Source organism: Leptolyngbya sp. O-77, assembly GCF_001548395.1.
Classification (GTDB): domain Bacteria; phylum Cyanobacteriota; class Cyanobacteriia; order Elainellales; family Elainellaceae; genus Thermoleptolyngbya.
Genome location: NZ_AP017367.1, coordinates 1,908,209 through 1,928,841, shown reverse-complemented (window position 1 = coordinate 1,928,841; position 20,633 = coordinate 1,908,209). Strand labels below are relative to the sequence as shown.

Sequence of the window (20,633 nt, the reverse complement as noted above, 5' to 3'; positions counted from 1 at the left end):
CCCTCTCCACCCTCATTCCTAAAACTGTGTTTAGCAACGTCAAGGGATTATTTTCAAAAAAGACAAAGGGTGTCGGCATTGAATTGACCCCTGAGCGCGTCAACGTTGCCCGCCTGAAGCGGAAAGGGCAAGGCTTTCAGCTCACGATGCTGGCCTCTGCCGAGGTGCCAGAAGGGATTTACCAGGAAGGGCAAATCCTGGACACTGCCGCGATGTCTGAAATCATTCAGTCTGTGCTGAGTGAAAGCAAGCTTAAGGTCAAGAATGCGGCGACCGCAATTCCGGGCGGACGAGACACCGTGACTCGCATCATTCCGGTTCCCGCCGAGCTAGACGACCGGGAACTGCGCGAAATGGTGCTAAACCAGGAAGCTGGGCTATACTTGCCCTTTCCCCGCGAAGAAGCGGATGTAGATTACCAGAAGCTTGGCTTTTTTGTGGATGAAGACGGCATCGAGAAGGTGCAAGTGCTGCTGGTGGCCACCCGCAAAGAAGTAACCGACTCCTATTTGACAACGTTTCAGCAGGCAGGGCTAGACGTGGATGTCCTTGAAATCAGTAGCTTCGCGCTGATTCGCACGATCCGAGAACAGTTGCGCCAGTTCACCCCCCAAGAGGCCGCTGCTATTGTCGATATCGAATTTGAAAATACTGAAATCTCCATCGTGGTGGATGGAGTTCCCCAATTTTCTCGCACGGTTCCGATTGGCACTTACCAAATCCAATCTGCCTTGAGCCGCGCCATGAACCTGCCCCCTTCACGCAACACGGAACTGCTTCAGGGGATGACGGTGCCGATCGCCCCGATGGACAGCATGGGCACTCCCAAGACACCGGGAACCAACCCTGGCACGGCGGCGATGCTGCGAGTGCTGGGTGAACTGGCGGATGAGTTGCGCCGCTCCATCGACTTTTATCTGAATCAGGGCGACAACCTGGAGGTAGCGCAACTGCTGCTGGCAGGGCCGGGCGGGGCAATTGGGCAGCTTGACGAGTTTTTCTCGCAGCGGCTTAGTCTGCCTGCCAGTCAGGTCGATCCGATTTCGGCGCTGTCGCTGGAGGTCGATCAGGAAATCCCAGAGTTGCAGCGTCCGGGGCTAGGGGTGGTGTTGGGCTTGGGCTTACGGGAGGCGTGGTGAGATGTATAGTCTGGATGTCAACTTTCTCAATGACCGTATAGAACGCCCGACTGATGGGAGCGGGGTTGCGGCCCGCAGATCTGTTGTGCAGGATGACCCGCGTCCGATGTATGTGGGGGCGGCGATCGGGGTGCTGCTCCCGGCGCTAGTGGGCGGGTTTTGGCTCTTTTTACAAAGCCAGACGTCCTCGCTGACGGCTCGACAGGCAGAGCTAGACAGCCAGCTGGCAACGCTGCAACAGGCAATGCAGGAAGTGCAAAATGTGGAAGCCCAGGTCGCGCAGTTGAATGCTGAAAACCAGGCGCTAGCTCAAGTCTTTGATCGAATTATTCCCTGGTCGGCAATCTTGCAGGACATTCGCGGTCGGGTTCCGGCGGGTGTGCAGTTGACCAACGTGACCCAGTTGGCTCCGGAGGCTGTTCCGCCGCCGCCTCCCCCTGCTGACCCCAGCCAGCCTGCTCCGCCGCCGCCAGAGGTGCCGCCTTCTCGGCTGGAAATTTCGGGTAATGCTCGGACCTTTGCTGAAGCGAATGACTTTATGCTGCTGCTTCAGCAGTCGCCGTTTTTAGACAGTCGCGAGGTGAGGCTGGTGGATGCGCGTCTGGTGGATAGCCCGATTCAGACGGAATTTGTAGGGGAGGGCGATCGCCCTGAGGGATTGGAGGTGCAGTTGCCCAAGGTTGTTCAGTATAAAATCACCGCTGGACTCACGCCGCGCCCGTCTTCAGAACTGCTTCAAGACATGGAAAACACGCTGTCGGTGGGCTTGCCTGCTCGAATTGATCAGCTTCGCAAACTGGGGGTTGTGACACCATGACCGTGGGTGGAGATTATATTCCTGGAGAAGAGTACGGCGCTTTAGAGGAGCCGAATTATCCCGTCGTCTTTGGGATGCGGCTTACGCCCCGTGTCAATGGGATATTGCTAGCGCTGGCGGGGCTGCTGGGCGCTAGCTATCTGTTGTTTAATGCCGTGCTGCCCAAGTGGGAAGAAAACGCCGCACTGCGGGCGGACATCGCCGCAAAAGAGCAGCAGTTGGTAAACCAGGGACAGGCTCAGCAGCAGATTGAGGAAGCCCGCGCCAAGCTAGCAGAAGCCGAGCAACTCCGGGCAGACGTGCTGGCGCTGTTTGCCGATGAGGAAGGGCTGGATACGCTGCTGATTGACGTGAATGAGCGAGTGCAGGCGGCAAATGCCCGCATTGCCGATCCTGATCGTCGTGCCACTCTGTCAAAGTTTGAGCTGGTGCCGCCCCCCGCTGGCCCAGATGGTCAACCTAGCGATCTGGTCACCGATGGTTCTCTTGGCGCTGCGGTCAATAACAAATTGCGCCAGCGCCTCTACAACGTGGAGATGGAGGGCAGCTTTGCTCAGGCGCAGTCGGTGATTCGCAATATTGAGCGGTTGCAGCCACTGCTGGTGTTGCGGAACTTTAAGTCTGAGCCGACTGACCCACCTACGCTGCGGCTCAATCAGCAGGGGCGGCCGCTGCCCAATCAGAATACGGAGCCTCGGCTGCGGACCAGCTTTCAGGTGCAGGCACTCATGCCCGCTCCGATCCAGCCGCCGACTCCGACCGCGCCGCCTGCTGATCCGAACGCGCCCGCGCAGTAGTGTTCTGGCTAACCCCTGCTGATGACCGCTTTTGTTGTTTTGAAGACTTGACGATTAGATTCGCCTGTTTGTTAAGGAGGAGTGACCTGTGAAACCGCATCTTGGATTGGCTGGATTGATGACGAGTGGTGCAGTAGTGCTGATAGCGAGCCAGCCAGCCCAAGCTGCTGCAACCCAAATTACAGGTGTGCAGGTATTTCAAACCGCCGTTGGGATGGAGCTAGTGCTGCAAACGCGAAATGGCGATCGCCCCCAGGTCTTTACCGTCAATCGCGGCAATACCCTCGTTGCCGATATCACCAACGCCCAGCTACGCCTCCCCGAAGGCAACGGCTATTTGCAAAACAACCCCGCCCCCGGCATTAGCTCGGTCATGGTGACGCAACTCGACCCCAACAGCGTGCGCGTCGCGGTTATGGGTACGGCGGCTCCCCCAGCAAACCAGGTGCGGCAAGACGGCACCGCCATTGTATTTAGCCTAACTGCTGACGGCACAGGTGTCGGAAGCCTGCCTAGCCAGCCTAGTTTTCCCTCGGCCCAAGTTCCGCCGCCAACACTTCCCGGCGGCAGCACCTTCCCGTCTAACCCCGCCATTCCCCCATCTCAGGTACTCGTACCAAACCCGCAGGTTTCGATCAATGGCACGCCTGTCAGCCCGTCCGGCGCGTTTCCAGGGCAGGTGCCGCCGCTGCTGCCGCGTGCAGTGGCTCCGCCTGTCGGGGATATTGCCGTCGCCACGACCGATGTTTCACCCACGGTTATTGATCTAGGAACCTCGGAAATCGTGCCGCGCTTGGTGCTGCGGGATGCGCCCGTGCGGGATGTGCTGTCGCTGCTGGGTCGTGCTGCGGGGCTAAACGTCGCCTATCTAGATCAGCCTTCTCAGACCGAAGGGGTCGATGCCCAATCCGCCCAAGAAACCTCCACTGCCACCAACGCCCGCATCTCGCTGGACATCGAAAACGAACCCGTGCAGAACGTGTTTAACTACGTGCTGCGGATTAGCGGGCTGGATGCCAATTTGGTCGGACGGACGGTATTCGTTGGCACGCGCCTGCCCAACTCCGCCCGTTCCATCGTATCGCGTACCCTCCGGCTGAATCAGGCCAGCGTCGGCGCAGCGCTGAATTTTCTGGTGGGCTTGGGCGCAGAAACCGCCGTTAGCCGTCGTCGTCAGGTGGTTACGGCGCTTGCTGTGCCAGTGCAAGGTAGTGATATTGGCGCTGGGGCTGCTGCTGGGCCAACTCAGGTGCAAACGACCGAGGAAGATCGAATCGAGGTGCAGCGTGTAGACTATCAGGACGCAACGCCGCTGCTGCGAGGGTTGCAGGTGATTGGTGATGAGCGCACCCGCTCTATTACGCTGGTTGGCACCCCCCGGCAAATTGAAATTGCGACGGCTCAGCTCTCGCAGCTCGATGTTCGCCAGCGCCAAGTTGCGATTAATGTCCGCGTGATCGATGTGAACCTGCTAGGAATCGATCGGGCTGGAACCAGTTTCTCTTTTGGTATTGATGATACTCGCGTCATTCAAGACGGCGGACAAGTGGTTATTAACTTTGGCTCTGGTGGGCCGAACACTGGCAGAACACCTGGCAGCATTTTGAGTCCGGTCTCTGAAATTACTGGGTTGGGAGGACTGATTGTCGGTCAACCAACCAATGCGTTTAACTTTACGCGAAACTTCTTGGCGCAGTTGCGCTTTGCGGTGACTAGCGGCAACGCTAAGATTCTGACTGACCCAACGTTGGTGGTGCAGGAGGGACAAGAAGCGCAGGTTCAGTTGACAGAGGACGTGGTTACAAACTTCGAGATTGAGACAGAAGGGACGGGAGAAGACAGAACGCAGACGATTACTGTAGAAACCACGCCTGCTGGCTTGATTTTGAATGTACGGGTTGAAGGCATTGACGATAATGGCTTTGTGACGCTTTCGGTTGGACCAACAATTTCGTCTCCCTCTCGTGTGGAGACCTTCGAGATTCAAGACTCTGTGCTTCGCGTGACGCTGCTAGCCATTCGGCGGCTGTCTTCTGGGCTGGTGCGGGTGCGGGATGGGCAAACTCTAATTTTGTCGGGGATTATTCAAGACAGCGATCGCGCTGAAGTGACGAAAGTCCCCATTTTGGGCGATATTCCCATTTTGGGTGCGCTGTTCCGCCGAACCCAGCGAACGAATCAGCGACAAGAAGTGATCGTCATGCTCACGCCACAGATCATCGACGATTCTGATACGTCCACCTTTGGCTATCGCTATGTGCCCAGCCGCGATGTCCAGCAGATTTTGGAGCGGGGGAGACGCTAGCGGTGAATACCGAGTTTTCGGCTTGTTTGGAGGGGGTGCATCGGTTCCCTAACCCGCCTCCAGGATTGGTTTGACTGCTTTGCGAGCGATTTGTGGGATGGAAAACCCAAAAAAAACCTTCAAATCCACATAAATTAAAGGTTTCAACGATCCAGAACCCCTGAGTTGCCCTTAGAATAGGGCATTGAAAATTCGAGTTGACAAGGGTTTCAGCGATTTTCCCTGAAGCCGATCGAGTCTATCTACTCAGTCTCCAGATGAAAGTTGTTCAGATTGCACCTGCTCAGGCTGCATCTGTGAGATTTGAGAGATTTTGAATCCTGGATAATCTAATCGAAGGAGATTCTCATGAATAAAGGTGAATTGGTCGATGCCGTAGCCGAAAAGGCTAACGTGACGAAGAAGCAGGCTGACGCAGTGCTGTCTGCTGCGATTGATTCGATCATGGAAGCGGTGTCGAAGGGTGAAAAGGTAACGCTGGTGGGGTTTGGGTCTTTTGAACCCCGCGAGCGAAAGGAGCGGGAAGGTCGCAACCCCAAAACGGGTGAGGCGATGAAAATTCCAGCAACCAAGGTGCCTGCCTTTTCTGCTGGCAAGCTGTTCAAAGACCTGGTGGCAAAATAGCAAGCGGTCTCGTGCAAGATTCGTTGCAAGATTGGCAAGACCTCAATTTGCCACTATCCAAATCGCAGCGCTCAGATTCTCAGCATCCTGGGGCTGCTCGACCTGCACATGGGGGGAACATTGCCTGGGCTGCGGCTCTGGCGGGTTGTTCTCCCCATTTAATTTTGGACTTTTCGGCTAGCATCAATCCGCTGGGGCCGCCTCAGTCGGCGATCGCCGCTATTCAGGCTCACCTGGGCGACCTGCGCCACTATCCTGACCCCAGCTATGCAGATCTGCGACGGGCGATCGCCGCCTTCCATCACCTCTCTCCTGAGTGGATCTTGCCCGGAAACGGAGCCGCCGAACTACTCACCTGGGCCGCCCGCGACCTGGCTGCGCTAGACATCGTGCGTCTGCTCACGCCTGCCTTTGGCGACTATCTCCGCGCCCTACGGGCTTTTGGAGCCACTGTAGAGAAAATCCCCCTGACGATGGATAGCCTGGCGGTGGATGGAGCCTTAAAGCAAGCCATCCCCACCCGCCTACGCCCCCACCCTCACTCCGGCTGGCTGCTCAACAGCCCCCACAACCCCACCGGAACCCTGCTCCCCCGCGAGAATATCCGGTTGCTGCTAGACGAGTCGCCGCTGGTCGTGGTGGACGAGGCATTTATGGACTTCTTACTGCCGGAAGCACAGTCCCAAGCGAGCCTGCTGGAATGGGTAGAGCAATATCCGAATTTGGTGATTGTGCGATCGCTCACCAAGTTCTATAGCCTGCCGGGACTGCGGTTGGGCTACGCGATCGCCCATCCCGACCGACTGCGCCGCTGGCAGCAGTGGCGCGACCCCTGGAGCGTGAATTCTCTCGCCTCCGCAGCGGCGATCGCCGCCCTGGCCGACACGTCTTTTCAGCAGCGCACCTGGAACTGGCTGCCTCCTGCTCGTCAGGAGCTTTTCGACGGACTCGCGGCTCTGCCGGGTCTGCATCCCCTCCCCGGCGCTGCCAACTATCTCCTGGTGCAAACCGACGGCTCTGCCACCGACTTGCAAACCCACCTGCTTCAGCAGCACCAGATTTTGATTCGCCACTGCACCAGCTTTCCCGAACTGGGCGATCGCTTCTTCCGCGTCGCCGTCCGCACAGTGGAGGAGAATCGACGATTAGTGGAAGCCCTGGGGTGCGGGGTAAAGGCGGGGTGAAAGGAAGAGAGAGAAAAAAGGAAGAGAGAAAAACGATTTACTTTTCATTCTTCATTCTTCGTTCTTCGTTCTTCGCTCTTTTCCACTCCCCGTTTCTCACTTTGCCCAAGCTGCTCCAGCAGTTGCTCCATGTTGCGGGCTGGCTCATTGCAGCTAAGCCCCTGGCAAACGAGGCCGATAGACTCGCCGGGCAGGTTGGATTCTGCGGCGAACATCGTTGTGGGATGGTACTGGCTCAGCAGAAACGGCAGGCGATCGCCTGATGTTTTGACTAGCGTATAGGTTTGCAGCCAGTCCAGCGCAATGAACAGGCTGGGGCAGACCTGCGGCGTTTTTTCCATGACGCTGCCAAAGCTCTGGAGTGACCGTTGTGCTTTCTCCAGATAGTCCAGCCGCCCGGCACGGAGGAACAGGCGAATCAGGTTGGCGATCGCCACGCCGTTGGCCGCAGGAATGGCGCTGTCGTCGTAGCTGCGTTCGCGAATGACTAGATCATCGCGGGCATCGGTGTTGTAATAGCCGCCTTCATCGCTGCCCAGGTGTGCGTCAAATTCGGCTTGCAGCGCCAGGGCGCGATCGCAGAAATCGGTGGGAAGTGCGCTGGCGGCAATCGGGGCGAGGGCGATATCGCTCCGCGAGGCTAGTGCCAACGCCGCCTGATCCAGATCCAGCAGCGCCTTGATCAGCAGGGCATAGTCTTCGGACTGAGCCAGCACGCTCACCGCGCCGTCATAGTTCAGCCGATGCAGGCGATCGCCGACAATTTGATGCTGCCAGATAAAGTCGGCGGCACGGTTGGCCAGGTGAAAGTAGTCCTCTCGCTGAAACACCGCCGCCGCGCGGGCCAGCCCAGAAATCATCAGGCTATTCCAGGCGACGATCATTTTGGTGTCGGTGACGGCGGGAATGCGGCCCGGCCAGGCATAGGTTTTGGCTTCTTCGTTGTTGCGGGCGGGCGGAAAGGCGGCAACGCCCGGAGCGCTGCCATAGCGAACTGCAAACAGCGTTGCCAGCGATTGCTCAACCGACTCAGGTAGCGTTCCCGGTTGTCGCCGCTGGAGGACGTTTTTCCCCTCAAAGTTTCCCGCTGGCGTGATTGTGAAGTGTTCCGCCAGTTCTAGCAGGGACGTTTCAGAGAGATGCGCTTCCAAATCGGCATAGCGCCAGACGTAAAATGCACCCTCTTCGGGTTCAGCATCGTCTGGGGTCACGAAGCTATCGGCATCCTGGGCGGCGTAGAAATAGCCCTCCGGCGCGGTCATTTCCCGCTGGAGCCACTGCACGGTGAGGGCGATCGCCCGCTCAAAGGCAGGCTCCTGCATTCCCGCCGCCCACAGATTCGCCAGATACTCCACAATCTGCCCGTTGTCGTAGAGCATCTTTTCAAAATGGGGCACGGTCCAGGTCGGGTCTACGGTGTAGCGATGAAAGCCGCCCGCCACATGGTCAAAAATGCCGCCCAGCGCCAGATCCAGCCCCCGCTGACGGCACTGCTCTCGCGCATTATAGCGGACGGTTGAACCTTCCGGCGGCTCCGAATCGGCAAACCGGATGCCCCGCAGCGCCGCCTCCGCGTAGGGAATCATCGGAAAGCTAGGGCCCATGTCTCTGGCCGACAGGATGCCCGCGCAGTATTGCAAGCCCTGTTGCAGCAGCGCATTGTCGAGCGTTTCTGCCGCTGATATGGCTGCGGTCTGTTGAAATCGACTCTGAATCTCCGCCTGCACCGATTGCAGACGGGGGCGATCGCTCTCGTAAATTCGCCTGAGTTCCTGCAACACCCGCAAAAAGCCCGGTCGCCCATAGCGTGGCTCCACCGGAAAATACGTACCACCATAGAACGGCAGCAAGGTTTCAGGGTCGAGAAACACATTCAGCGGCCAGCCGCCCGCCCCCGTCATCATTTGCAGCGCCTGCATATAGATGCTGTCTACGTCTGGCCGCTCTTCCCGATCGACCTTAATGGCAACGTAGTGGGCATTCATATAGTCAGCAATTTCCAGGCTAGAAAACGCCTCGCCCTCCATCACCGTACACCAGTGACAGCTTGAGTAGCCAATCGACAGGAAAATCGGTCGATTCTCCCGCCGCGCCAGGGCGATCGCCTCCTCACACCACGGCCACCAGTCAATCGGATTCTCCGCGTGCTTCCGCAGATAGAGGCTTTGAGCATTCGCAAGTCGGTTCATCAGAAATTGGGAGTATTAGAACACCGGGGTCGTCGATTCCCCTCCCCCATCATCCCACCCTCTTCCCTCTTCCCTCTTCCCTCTTCCCTCTTCGTTCTTCCCGCTTCCCTCTTCCCCTCTTACTTCAACATCTGCTCAAACTGCTTCTCCCAGGTCTGATGGTTGCCCCGCGCTACCTGAATGACGGGTGTGTAGCCGAGAATGCTGTTCACTGTCCAGTTCACCAGAGACATGGGGAAGCGCAGCGGGCGGGCAATGTCGAGAAACAGCACCACGCGATAGTCATCCGTGTCGTTCCAGACCTGGTGATAGTAGGTGTCATCAAAAATCAGGCTTTTGCCTTCTTCCCAGTAGGCGGTCTGCCCATTAATTTCAATGCGACAGTTTTCGCGGGGTTCGGGCACCTTTAGCGCCAGGTGATAGCGGATGAGTCCCTTGTGCTTGCCCCGGTGCAGCGGGATGTGCTTGCCTGGCGCGAGGATCGAGAAAAAAGCGACTTTTAGCCCCGGAATCGTTTCCAGCAGCTTGACGGTTTCGGGGCAGCGCTGACAGTTTGGCTCGGAACGAAAGCCAAACGCCCAAAAGAAGAAGGTTTTCCAGCGGTCGTCGTTGGCAATGCGGTGCTGGCGGGGCGAAATGTCCTGAAAGTTGGGCAGTACATCAGCATATTCCATCACCTGATCCAGTTCTTTGCGGATCACCTGCCAGTTTGCTTCCAAGCGCTCGGCCCAGGGAAACTGCTCTTTACTAAAGAACACCGACTCGCCGACGATCGAGTACTCCGGAACCTTGCTCTCGATAAACTTGACGACTTCCGTTAACGCGCTTCCCATAGTGCTTAGTGATATTTGATGATTGACTCCGTAGTTATCCCCTCAGGCCAACTCGTTCTTCCGCCAGGCGGATTTCGCGCTCTACGGTTAATCCTGCCAAATATTGGCGGTCTTCAGTAATGTGGGGAAACTTGAGATGCGCTTCGGGAATACCCCGCTGGAGCAAGCGCTGACGAAGCATTTCAAAGCTGCCCGATGCCAAGATCCGCAAACGCGGTGGCGGCACTATATCTGCTCGCTTCTTGGCATAGGACAGATGCACCTCTTTCAAAATTTCGTCGAACCGCCGTAAGAATTGCTCTGGGTCTGCTAGGGTTTGCCCTGATGCTAATTCGATGTTGACCAGATAGTGGGGCGGCACCTCATGCTCGGACAGGGTGATGCAAAAGTTTTCTAGCGACAGGTCAAATTCGTGTTGGAGGGCTTGCATCACCTGAACCGCGTGAAATTCGGTGGTTTTTTCGGTTGTGGAAGACAGCAGCCCGCCCAGTCGATGGCGAAAGATAACGATCGGAGCCTGGTTGTAGAAGCCGAGAATTTCCACGACATCGCCATTGTCGTAGCGATATAGCCCGTTGTAGTTGGTGACGACGATGCGGTAGCGCTTGCCCAGCAGCACCTCATGGGGCAGCAAGGTTTGAGGATTTTCCAAGCCCCACTGGTCTTCGGGGAGAAATTCAAAAAAGCCGCTTTCGATGGCCAAGACGGTGCCATCGCGGTCGATGTCGTGATACACGCCGTAGGTGGCCTCAGCGGAGGAATAGATGCCGCCAAAGACGGGCGTATTGCCAAAGTAGTGGGGGAAGCGCTCCATGTAAAAGCTGGAGGTGCCGCCGCGGGCGGTGACAATCAGGGAAAGCTTGGGCCAGGCGAGTTTGGGCGTGAGCTTGCCGTGGGTTTTTAGGATGTTTCGCAGTTGGGCGGCACGTTTGGGGGCGGGCTTGAGCTGGCGTTCTAGCTGGATGCGGAGATGCGGTTCTATATCAAGCCAGGGGGCGATCGCCCCTTTGTCCAAATCTTCCACTAGCTCTGCGCCGTAGCACTCCAGATAGTCGCACAATTGCAGTGCCATCACAGGAAATGTGGCTGCCAATAGCGTCAAATTTGCATCCCGCAGCGCGAACAGAAGGCAGGCATAATGCCGAGAGAGACTGTCGCCAATCAAAAGAGTCTCATAAGGATGGGCAAAAATCTGCTTGTGTATCCAGCCGCTGAGCAGCACCGTACCAGCGCTTACTGGACCATAAGGAATGCCACCTTCGGTTTTGCCAAACGTGCGTGCTGAACTCGTCATCAGCATTTTGCCCAGGGGCAAACCGCGCTCCGCCGCTGCCGCTGCCATAAAGCCAATGCTGACATGATTTGCCTTCGAGAGCATCTGGCGAGAACGCTTCGTCGCCGGAATCAGCTTTTGCCGCCCTGTCGTGCCGCTGGTCATGTTGATATACACCACCGGGTCGGGGGTCAGCACATTGGGAACGCCCTGAGCAACGCGCTGAGCGTAGGGTTCATAAACTGTGTAGGACGAAATCGGCACCTGCTGCCGAAATTGCTCTACGCTTTTGATCTTCGCTAGCCCCAGATGCTGCCCCAGTTCTGTGTCCTGATAGCAGCGTAATAAGTCCAGTAAAAACTTTTCTTGAACTGCTGCGACATTCTTGGTCTGTTTTACAAACCGATTTTTTGTCCGACGCGCAACAGCCTTCACCAAAGACAGCAAAAGACTCCCCATGAATTCGCAACTCACACCACGTTACAAGTATTCATCCCGTAGGATGCAGGCCAATCTATCATTCATAAGACCTGGAAATTGACACAACTGTTCCACTTTGGGCGGGGCCACAAAAGTGGGCATTGCACCATCCAAATTTGAATGGTCAGATTTTATGAATTGGAACGCAGTGGCGATTCATGCAAACGGGTGATTAGGCCGCTTTGGGAATTTTCCAGCGGGCGGGGTGTCGGGGCGAGGGAGGTTCGGGTGCGCCGTCCGATCCAACGCCTTCAATCTTCTCGGGCAGCGGGCGTGGCTCTCGGTCAAACCATTTGCGATAGATTTCAGCGTATTTGCCGCTGTCGATGAGCGACTTTAGTCCATTGTTGACGAGTTCCCGGTTGGGGGAGCCTTTAGGCAGGGCGATTCCCAAGAATTCATCGGTAAAGGGGTCACCGACTAGCTTCATGCCGCGCACGCTGCCGGTTTGGATGGCGTAAGAGGCGACAGTTTCGCCGCTGATGACCGCATCGACCTTGCCTTGCAGCAGTTCGCTCCAGGCGGTTTTGCTGCTGTCGTAGCCGACGACCGTGGTATCAGGAATGGTGCGGGCGATGCTGGCCTGAACGGTTCCCGTTTCGACCCCAATGCGCTTGCCTGCTAGACTGTCGAGGTTGGTGATGCGGGTTTCGCCTTGGCGCACGGCGATCGCCATTCCCGATTTGAAATAGGGACGAGAGAAATCAGCGACGCGCTGCCGTTCGGGGGTAATGGTGATGGCGGCGATCGCCATATCGACATCGTTGCCATATAGCTCCCGCATCACATCGTCGAAGAACGGCAGTGGCACGTATTCCACCTGGGTTTGGGTGGCTTCGGCAAAGGCATTCATCAAGTCAATCTCAAAGCCCTGAAGTTGTCCGTCAGCCGTCTTAGAGGCGAACGGCGGATAGTTGGGCACAACTGCGACGCGCATCGTCGAACCGGGCGCAACTGCTTGTGGCGTGGGGGTGCTACAGGCGGCGATCGCAAACGCGAACGTCAGACCCAGCAGGATGAAAAAGAGCGATCGCGCGAATCGGGATAACCGGAAGAACTCAGGAAAAACCATTGCAACAACGTCTCCTGGCGCTGGGGGGCTGAAAGCGGGATTTTGGATTTTGGATTTTGGGCAGAGATTTTGCAACGGTAGACCTCAGCCCTGTCCAAATTTGGGAACGGGTTCTATTTGGGAACGGGTTCTGTTCAAGTTATCAGAACTGCCAGCATTTTTTAAGCTATTGCAAAAAATGTTGAAACTCGCTCCAAAACGCCCAACGACCTCAGCCTCGCTCAGCTTTCTTGTTTCTGAACCCGCAATGCCTGTCGTTTTAGCTTTTCCACCGGATTCATCCAGCGCTCCAAAAAGCTGAAAAACTGCGACGATAGCAGCGTCAGCACCAGGTAAACCAGCGCCACGGCAAAGTAAATTTCAAATGCCCGATAGGTCTGCGCGACGACCAACTGCCCCCGCCGCAGCAGTTCTTCAAAACCAATCACTGCCACCAGGCTGGTATCTTTCAGGCGGCTGATAAACTCATTCCCCAGCGGCGGAATCATCCGGCGAAACGCCTGCGGAAACACCACATAGCGCAGGGTTTGCATGGGGCCCAGCCCCAGCGATTGCGAGGCTTCTCGCTGCCCCAGATCAATCGACTGGATGCCCGCCCGCACGATTTCGGCAATGTAGGCGGCTCCATTCAGGCTGAGTGTAACGATCGCCGCTGTCCACTGGTTAAACTTCAGCCCAATGCCCATGCTTTGCAGCAGACTGGGCAGCCCAAAATAAATCATGAACAACTGCGCCAGCAGCGGGGTTCCTCGAAAGAAGTCGATATAGGCGATCGCCCCCAGCCGCACCAGCCGCGACGGCGACAGCCGCAAAACAGCCAGCAGCGTGCCCAGGGCCAGCCCCAGCAGAATCGAGACGATGGTGAGTTGGAGCGTCGTAATAGCCCCAAGCGAAAGGCTGGGGAGCGCGTTGAGAATGACTTCGAGCGATCGCTGCACGGTTTTTCCTAAAGTTTTTCCTAAAAACAAGTAAACGAATCACAGTACACGAATCATTGGGAATCTAATGGTGAATCGCGGACGCAATAGGCCCGCAATTCACATTGAGCAACTAAATCGGCGCGGCTTCGGGCAACACCGGCGGTTCGCCATCAAACCATTTTTGGTAAATCTCTTTGTATTTGCCGTTGGCGATGATGGTTTGCAAGCCTGTGTTGATCTTTGCCAGATTGGGCGATCCTTTGGGCGTGGCGATGCCGTAGAACTCTTCGGTGAGCAGTTCGCCAACGACCTTCACGCCGCGCACGCCGCCGCTCTTAATGGCGTAGAGAATGGCCGGCGCGTCGCTGATGGTGGCATCAACGTTGCCGTTCGACAGTTCTTGCAGGGCGATCGGCGTGCTGTCGAAGGTGCGGACTTCGCTTGCGCCAGATTTGCGGGCTTCGGCTTCGCCCGTCGTGCCAATCTGGGCAGAGATTTTCTTGCCCTTGAGCGAGTCAAAGCCGGTGATGTCGGTGTTGCTGTCTTGAACGGCGATCGCCAGCCCTGCTTTGAAATACGGCCGCGAAAAATCCACCACTTCCGCCCGCTCTTTGGTGATGGTCATGGTGCTGATGGTGGCATCAATCGTGCCCGCCTGGAGTGCCGGGATAATGCCGTCGAAGGGTAGCCCTTCCATGTTCATCGTGAAGCCGCCCGCCTCGGCCACAGCATTCATCAGGTCAATATCAAAGCCCTCAAACTGGCCCGCGCCCGTTTGGGATTGGAATGGCGGAAATGTGGGATCAAGCGCTACTTTGAGTGGGGCCGCGTCGGCGGTTGACGGGGAGCTGCCGTCGGCGGTGGGTGTGCTGCCGCCGCAGGCCGCAAACAGCACCACGCACATCAGACTCAACAACCCCAGCACCAGCGCCCGCCAGCGAATACGAGTCAATCTCAGCATGAGAATCGAACGCTCCTAAACCTAAGGTTTCAAAAAAGTTAGAGGGTCAAAAGATTACAAAATACCAACAGGATGCAGCATGTCAGAGCTTGCCCTGAGAGACTGAATTGTACAGGCGATCGCCCATTTCTCGCGCAAAGATGGTACAGATCGTTAAACAATTTGCTCAAAAGATTTAGCCAGAAACATAACCAGATCAGACCTAAATCAGACCTAAAATCAGACCTAAAAAAATAGCCGACCGTAGCCGTGGCATCTACGTAGAAGCGATCGCCCGTGCTAGAACAGCATCGTCTACCGACTCCTGACGAAATTCCGTTGCCTACAGCACCATTACTGTCCCCTTAGCTCTGTTACCCCCAAGCCCACGCAGCCCATGAACGACAGCCTGCTTGCGCCCAATACCACCGCCACGCCCGCTATCGAGTTTGGTCAGGTTGAGAAAAGCTTCGGTCAGCTCAAGGTGCTGCGCGGCATCAGCGGCCACATCAACCCCGGCGAAGTGGTGGCGGTGATTGGCTCGTCGGGCTGCGGCAAAAGCACGCTGCTGCGTTGTTTTAACCATCTAGAAACGATCAACGCTGGGCGCTTGGTGGTGAACGGCATTGACCTGTCAGCGGGCAGCGCCCTCAGCGCGGCAGACCTGCGCCTGCTCCATGCCCAGGTGGGGATGGTGTTTCAGCAGTTCAACCTGTTTCCTCACATGACCGTGCTGGATAACCTGACGCTGGCCCCGCGCAAGGTGCTGGGTCTGTCTGATAAAGAGGCCCGGCAGACGGCGCGGATCTTGCTAGAGAAAGTGGGCCTGGGCGAAAAAGCCGAGGTCTATCCCGAAATGCTCTCTGGCGGGCAAAAGCAGCGGGTGGCGATCGCCCGCGCCCTCTGCATGAAGCCCAAAATCATGCTGTTTGATGAACCCACCAGCGCCCTCGACCCAGAACTGGTGGGCGAAGTGCTGCTGGTGATGCAGCAACTCGCCGAAGAGGGCATGACGATGGTGATCGTCACCCACGAGATGCAGTTTGCCCGCGAAGTCGCCCATCGCGTCCTCTTCCTCAACCAGGGCCAGGTCGAAGAAGAAGGCCCGGCGCGGCAGGTGCTGGACTATCCCCAGAGCGATCGCCTGCGGGCGTTTCTCAGCCGGATGTCGTTTGCCCGCGTATGAGAGTTTCGCGTGATAGAGTGACGGCATGACGGCGGACGATCACTTTTTAGTCTGCATTCCGCTCTCATACCCCAAAGCTTTGATCCCTCGATGTCTTTAACCCCTCCCATGTCTTCTGCCCTCCCTGTTCCAACCTTTTTTGACCCGCAGCGCGTGGGTGAGGTTTGGCGTGTGCCCTACGAAATGCGGGCGGCCCAGGCGGCGCTGTGGGCCAAAGAGCATGAATTAACGCCAGCGGTGATGGATGAGACGCGGGTGTGTCTGCTGGCGATCGATGTGCAGAATACGTTCTGTATCCCTGAGTTTGAACTGTTTGTGGGCGGGCGATCGGGCCGGGGTGCGGTGGAAGACAATGTGCGGCTGTGTGAGTTTATCTATCGCAACCTGGGCAGCATTACGGCGATCGTCGCCACGATGGATACCCACACCGCAACCCAGATTTTTCACGCGGTGTTTTGGATCAACGAGGCTGGCGAGCATCCGCCCGCGATGACGATGATTTCGCTGGAGGATGTAGAAACGGGCGTGTGGCGCGTGAATCCGGCAATCGCTCCCAACGTTGCCTACGGCACGGCAGACAGTCTGCAAGCCTACGCGCTCCACTATGTCCGCAAGCTGAGCCAGGATGGCAAATACCCGCTCACCATCTGGCCCTATCACTCCATGCTGGGCGGCATTGGGCACGCGCTGGTGTCGGCAGTGGAGGAAGCCTGCTTTTTTCACAGCATTGCCCGTCAGGCGCAGACCTTGTTTGAACTCAAGGGCGGCCATCCGCTGACAGAAAACTACTCTGTGCTAAAGCCCGAAGTGACTGAAGACGCGCAGCAGCGGGCGATCGCCCAAAAGAACTTGCCGCTGATTTCTATGCTGCTGGATTTTGACGCGGTGCTGATTGCGGGACAGGCCAAGAGCCACTGCGTCGCCTGGACGATCGATGACCTGCTGACGGAAATTCAGGCGATTCATCCCAAGCTGACCGACCGGATTTACCTGCTGGAAGATTGCAGTTCGCCCGTCGTCGTTCCTGGCGTGGTGGACTTTACCGAAGCGGCCGATGCTGCCTATGAGCGCTTTGCCGCAGCGGGTATGCATCGCGTGAAGTCTACAGACCCAATGGAAAGCTGGCTTCAGTGAGGGGAAAATATTTGGAAAATATTTCAGGGGGAAACGGGCAGGGCGGGTCTATTCTGCTTCGGCCTCAGGGTCTTCGGCTGCGGGGCGGATGGTCTGGGCGATCGCCTCTAGCACCCGCGCCGTAACAAATTCGGGCGATTCACGCCCGCGAAGCTGGACATGGACATCTGCCTGGGCATAGAGCGGGCGGCGCTGATCGAGCAATTCCTGGATGCGCTGGCGCGGGTCGGGGTCTTGCAGCAGCGGGCGCGTGGTGCTGTGGCGCAGGCGATAGTAAAGCTGCTCGGCGGGTACATCCAGCCAGATCACAATGCCGTGGTGGAGATAACTCCAGTTTTGGGGCCGCAGCACCACACCGCCACCCGTGGCGATCGCCAGACTGCCGTAGGCATAAGACGACAGCTCCGCCAAAATTTGCGTTTCCAAGTCGCGAAATCCGTCTTCGCCGCGCTCTGCAAACACCTGCGCCACCGTCTGATGGGTCGCCGCCTCCACCAGCGCGTCGGTATCAAAAAACTGATAGCCCAGCTTTTGCGCCACCAGGCGGCCCACCGTGGTTTTGCCGCAGCCCATCATGCCCACCAGATAGAGGTTTGTGCGCCGGAGCCGCCGCACGGTGGTTTTGGCATCGGCGGGAATGGTGTGATCGGTGGATAGGCGCAGCAGCAGCGATTCCGATTCGGTGGGTTTGCCGTTGGGCGGCGTGTCGTTCATGGTGCAACAAGGGCGGCGAGAAGTCGGCGAAGATGACCCGCAAAAATTCCAGCAGCGACTCTGTAAAAATTAATCTTATCCCAACCGCAGCGGCGGATTGCCCTCTGGCGATCGCCCCGACCCGCCAGAGCCAGCATCCGGGCGATCGCCCCCGTCATTCGGCTCGTCTTCGTCGTCCCAGTCGTCCCAAATTTCCCGATTCAGCGGTCCCCGCCGCGCCGCTGGCTCGTCCGCCGCGTCGCCCCAGCTTTCGTCGTCCCACACTTCGCCGCTGCCATTACCGCTGTCATCACTGCTGTCGAAATCAAAGGAGCGATCGCGCTCTGCTTCCCAAGCTTCCTCGTCGTCAGCCTCCATCGGGGCGATCGGCTCCTCGTCTGGATAGCTGGGCGGCGCGATCACGCGAAAATCGGCTTCGTAAATTGAACGAGCCTTGGCGGTATCTGCGCTGGGTGAATCGTCCGGCGAATCGATAGGCGAATCAGCAGGTGAATCGGCGGGCGAATCAGCCGCGAAATCGGTCGGCTCGGTGGTTGTCGAATCTGCCAATCCTGAACTGGCCGAGTCCGAACCCGTCGCACCTGAACCGGGCAAGCCTGAACCAGGCGCACCCGCGTCAGAGGAAACCTTGGGCGATTCGTCTGGGGGAGCCTTGATATTGTCGGTCGGCGTGTCTGGCTCGGCGCGGCGATAGCTAAAAGAATAGACCGTGCCCGCCCGATAGCCCGTCTCCGGCTCTCGGTTAATCTCTACAATCGGGCGGCGAGGCTCGGCGGGTGGCTCCTCTGGCGGGCTGGGCTGGGCGGGCTTGGCAGGCGGTTCTTCTTCCCAGTCGTCCCACACTTCGCGCTCCTCTTCTGGCTCTGGCTCCTCGTCCAGATACGGCCGATATTGATAGCCAGATGAATAGTCGGGTTCCGATGGTTCCTCAACAACATCGTAGGGACGATATTGATAGGACGACTCCGCCGTTTCCGCTTCATAAGGGCGATATTGATAGGCCGCTTCTGCCGCTTCGTAAGGCCGCTCCTGATACGCTGGCTCCGGCTCAATCGGCGGCGAAATTTCTCGATAAGGCACGTCCTGAATCACCGTGCGGCTGCCTGCTGCTGAGGCACGGGGCGGCGCATCGTCCCAGTCGTCCCATTCGTTGCCAGAGCGGGGGTTTTCCCAATCGTCCTCAGCGGCAGCCCAGGCCGACTCGCTGGGGCGAGACGCACCGCCCGCCCGATCCACAGGTTCCGGATCAAGCGGTTTCGTCCAGCCGCCGGTCCAAGGGGGCGGTGTCCAGGGTTCGCCCTGCCCGCCCGGTTTTCTGCGGCTGGGGCGACGGGCCATGCGACGGGGCGATTCCTGTAAGGATCGCTTCGCGAATCGCCCTTTCGCCAAAAACCGAATCAGCGTAGCCACCAAGACCGTTGTGATGGCCCCCGCCAGCACCGCCCCCACCAGCCACACCGCCAGCGGCAGTGCCACCGTCTGCATTCCCAAAAACGTCAGCGCCACCGAAGGCGAGAGGTTTTGCAGCACCACGATGGCGAGTAGGGCAATGAAGAGGAAAAGCAGGATCGGGCGCATGGGCAGGAGAGGAGGGGTTGGAGGTCAGGGAGAACCGGGGTAGAGGGCTGGCAGATTCATCATAGCGAGTGTATGGGCGACTGTTTCTGGCGGAAGTCTGGCAAGGTCGGCACCTCTAACTGCGTAGGTTCTGTAAGCGCTGACGCAGCAAGTCGGCCCTAGAGGCAAGGTCGGACTGGGCGATCGCCTCTTGCTCCCCCGATGCCAGCCATTTCACTTGCACCGTGCCGGTTTCTGCTTCTTCATCGCCCAAGATGAGGCAGGCGGCCGCGCCGCTGCGGTCGGCCCGCTTCATCTGCTTGCCAAAGGCGCTGCCGCTCAGGTCAAGATCGACCGAAAAGCCGAGCCGACGCAGCGTTTGGGCAATCTGGAGCGACTGCGCTTCGGGGCGATCGCCCTTAGACACCACATAAAAATCGACGCGGGCTTCGGTTGCCGGATGCAGCTTTTGCAGCAGCAGCACCAGCCGCTCCATGCCCAACCCCCAGCCGACCGCAGGCGTTTCGGGGCCGCCCAGTTCTGCCACCAGCCCGTCGTAGCGTCCGCCTCCGCAGACAGTCGCCTGTGCGCCCAGATCGGCAGATTGAATCTCAAACGCGGTGTGGGTGTAATAGTCTAGCCCACGCACCAGACGGGGATTTACCTGGTAGGCAATGCCCAGGTCGGTCAGGCGCTGCTGAACCGCCTCGAAGCGCTGCTGCGACTCGGCGCTGAGGTAGTTGAGAATGCTGGGTGCGTCTTGGACGATTTCCTGGGTGCGGGCCGCTTTGCTGTCTAAAATTCGCATTGGGTTGCGCGTCAGCCGATCCTGGGAATCCGGGTCTAGCTCGGCTTTAAACGGTGTGAAATAGTCCACCAGGGCGGCGCGATACTGCTGACGGTCAGCGGGCGTGCCCACCGAGTTCAAATCCATCGTCAGCGTTTTTAGCCCCAGATGTTGCAGCAAATCTGTTGCCAGGGCAATCACCTCGGCATCGGCGCGGGGGTCGGCGCTGCCCATGACTTCTACATCCAGTTGGTGAAACTGGCGCTGTCGCCCGGCCTGGGGCCGCTCATAGCGAAACACGGGGCCGACGCACCAGAGTCGCTGGGCGTTGCCCGCTGCGTAGAGTTTGTGTTCGATGAGCGATCGCACTAGGCCCGCCGTCATCTCTGGGCGCAGGGTAATCGAGCGATCGCCCCGATCGGTGAAGGTATACATTTCCTTGCCCACGACATCGGTGGCTTCGCCAATCCCGCGTTCAAATAGCTCGGTTTGCTCAAAAATCGGCGTGCGGATTTCGCGATAGCCCGCATTGCCCAGGATTTGTCGGGCTGCCGCCTCGATCTGCTGCCAGTAGCCCACTTCCTCCGGCAAAATGTCTCGCGTTCCCCGAATCGCCTGAATTGCGCTCATGCCCTTTGTTCTGGTTAAAAGTGCTGCTTACACGGATCGCTGGAAAGTGCGG

Annotated in this window: 17 protein-coding genes; 8 read left to right on the top strand and 9 right to left on the bottom strand. The window is 57.9% G+C overall.

Going from position 1 to position 20,633, the window contains the following annotated elements; translation table 11 throughout:
• The first annotated feature begins 26 nt into the window (after window positions 1-26).
• From pilM to cobD, 6 genes are all read left to right on the top strand, one after another.
• Complete coding sequence (pilM, locus tag O77CONTIG1_RS08215) at window positions 27-1,139, top strand: type IV pilus assembly protein PilM (protein WP_068509663.1); 1,113 nt, start codon at window positions 27-29, stop codon at window positions 1,137-1,139.
• A gap of 1 nt (window position 1,140) precedes the next feature.
• Window positions 1,141-1,956 (top strand): PilN domain-containing protein, encoded by an 816-nt coding sequence (locus O77CONTIG1_RS08210; RefSeq protein ID WP_068509660.1) that lies wholly within the window; start codon window positions 1,141-1,143, stop codon window positions 1,954-1,956.
• Window positions 1,953-2,753 carry a hypothetical protein gene (locus tag O77CONTIG1_RS08205; protein ID WP_068509658.1) on the top strand — a complete coding sequence of 267 codons (801 nt, stop codon included), beginning with the start codon at window positions 1,953-1,955 and terminating at the stop codon, window positions 2,751-2,753. The genes O77CONTIG1_RS08210 and O77CONTIG1_RS08205 overlap by 4 nt, the downstream gene beginning before the upstream one ends.
• Before the next feature lie 88 nt (window positions 2,754-2,841).
• Window positions 2,842-5,058, top strand: a complete 2,217-nt coding sequence (locus O77CONTIG1_RS08200; protein ID WP_286132616.1) for an AMIN domain-containing protein — start codon at window positions 2,842-2,844, stop codon at window positions 5,056-5,058.
• 348 nt (window positions 5,059-5,406) lie between these two features.
• Window positions 5,407-5,682: an HU family DNA-binding protein gene (locus O77CONTIG1_RS08195; RefSeq protein ID WP_068509653.1), complete on the top strand. Its 276-nt coding sequence runs from the start codon at window positions 5,407-5,409 to the stop codon at window positions 5,680-5,682.
• A gap of 164 nt (window positions 5,683-5,846) precedes the next feature.
• Window positions 5,847-6,866, top strand: coding sequence for a threonine-phosphate decarboxylase CobD (gene cobD / locus O77CONTIG1_RS08190; RefSeq protein ID WP_317134226.1), 1,020 nt, complete (start codon window positions 5,847-5,849; stop codon window positions 6,864-6,866).
• 44 nt (window positions 6,867-6,910) lie between these two features.
• Here the strand turns inward: cobD and O77CONTIG1_RS08185 are convergent, their stop codons facing one another.
• The 6 genes from O77CONTIG1_RS08185 to O77CONTIG1_RS08160 all read right to left on the bottom strand — a co-directional run bounded on the left by O77CONTIG1_RS08185 (window position 6,911) and on the right by O77CONTIG1_RS08160 (window position 14,594).
• The gene (locus O77CONTIG1_RS08185; RefSeq protein WP_286132615.1) at window positions 6,911-9,055 is read right to left on the bottom strand and encodes a thioredoxin domain-containing protein; all 2,145 of its coding nucleotides are present in this window, start codon (window positions 9,053-9,055) and stop codon (window positions 6,911-6,913) included.
• Window positions 9,056-9,174: 119 nt separating this feature from the next.
• Window positions 9,175-9,888, bottom strand: a complete 714-nt coding sequence (locus O77CONTIG1_RS08180; protein WP_068509649.1) for an aspartyl/asparaginyl beta-hydroxylase domain-containing protein — start codon at window positions 9,886-9,888, stop codon at window positions 9,175-9,177.
• A gap of 34 nt (window positions 9,889-9,922) precedes the next feature.
• The gene (locus tag O77CONTIG1_RS08175) at window positions 9,923-11,620 is read right to left on the bottom strand and encodes a GH3 auxin-responsive promoter family protein (RefSeq protein ID WP_068509646.1); all 1,698 of its coding nucleotides are present in this window, start codon (window positions 11,618-11,620) and stop codon (window positions 9,923-9,925) included.
• Between the two features lie 193 nt (window positions 11,621-11,813).
• Entirely contained in the window at window positions 11,814-12,713 is a 900-nt protein-coding gene (locus O77CONTIG1_RS08170) for a basic amino acid ABC transporter substrate-binding protein (protein ID WP_156435048.1), read from the bottom strand.
• Window positions 12,714-12,934: 221 nt separating this feature from the next.
• Window positions 12,935-13,651, bottom strand: a complete 717-nt coding sequence (locus O77CONTIG1_RS08165; protein ID WP_068509640.1) for an amino acid ABC transporter permease — start codon at window positions 13,649-13,651, stop codon at window positions 12,935-12,937.
• 112 nt (window positions 13,652-13,763) lie between these two features.
• Window positions 13,764-14,594 carry a basic amino acid ABC transporter substrate-binding protein gene (locus O77CONTIG1_RS08160; RefSeq protein ID WP_225894719.1) on the bottom strand — a complete coding sequence of 277 codons (831 nt, stop codon included), beginning with the start codon at window positions 14,592-14,594 and terminating at the stop codon, window positions 13,764-13,766.
• Between the two features lie 376 nt (window positions 14,595-14,970).
• Between O77CONTIG1_RS08160 and O77CONTIG1_RS08155 the strand changes: the two genes are divergently transcribed.
• A complete protein-coding gene (locus O77CONTIG1_RS08155) occupies window positions 14,971-15,759 on the top strand; it encodes an amino acid ABC transporter ATP-binding protein (protein ID WP_068509636.1) in 789 nt (262 codons plus the stop codon).
• Window positions 15,760-15,867: 108 nt separating this feature from the next.
• Window positions 15,868-16,893, top strand: coding sequence for an isochorismatase (locus O77CONTIG1_RS08150; RefSeq protein ID WP_068509635.1), 1,026 nt, complete (start codon window positions 15,868-15,870; stop codon window positions 16,891-16,893).
• A gap of 48 nt (window positions 16,894-16,941) precedes the next feature.
• Here the strand turns inward: O77CONTIG1_RS08150 and O77CONTIG1_RS08145 are convergent, their stop codons facing one another.
• From O77CONTIG1_RS08145 to hisS, 3 genes are all read right to left on the bottom strand, one after another.
• A complete protein-coding gene (locus O77CONTIG1_RS08145; RefSeq protein WP_084782371.1) occupies window positions 16,942-17,607 on the bottom strand; it encodes a shikimate kinase in 666 nt (221 codons plus the stop codon).
• 75 nt (window positions 17,608-17,682) lie between these two features.
• Window positions 17,683-19,185, bottom strand: coding sequence for a LapA family protein (locus tag O77CONTIG1_RS08140; RefSeq protein WP_068509633.1), 1,503 nt, complete (start codon window positions 19,183-19,185; stop codon window positions 17,683-17,685).
• 115 nt (window positions 19,186-19,300) lie between these two features.
• On the bottom strand, window positions 19,301-20,581 hold the full coding sequence (gene hisS / locus O77CONTIG1_RS08135; RefSeq protein ID WP_068509629.1) for a histidine--tRNA ligase: 1,281 nt from the start codon (window positions 20,579-20,581) through the stop codon (window positions 19,301-19,303).
• Window positions 20,582-20,633: the final 52 nt, after the last annotated feature.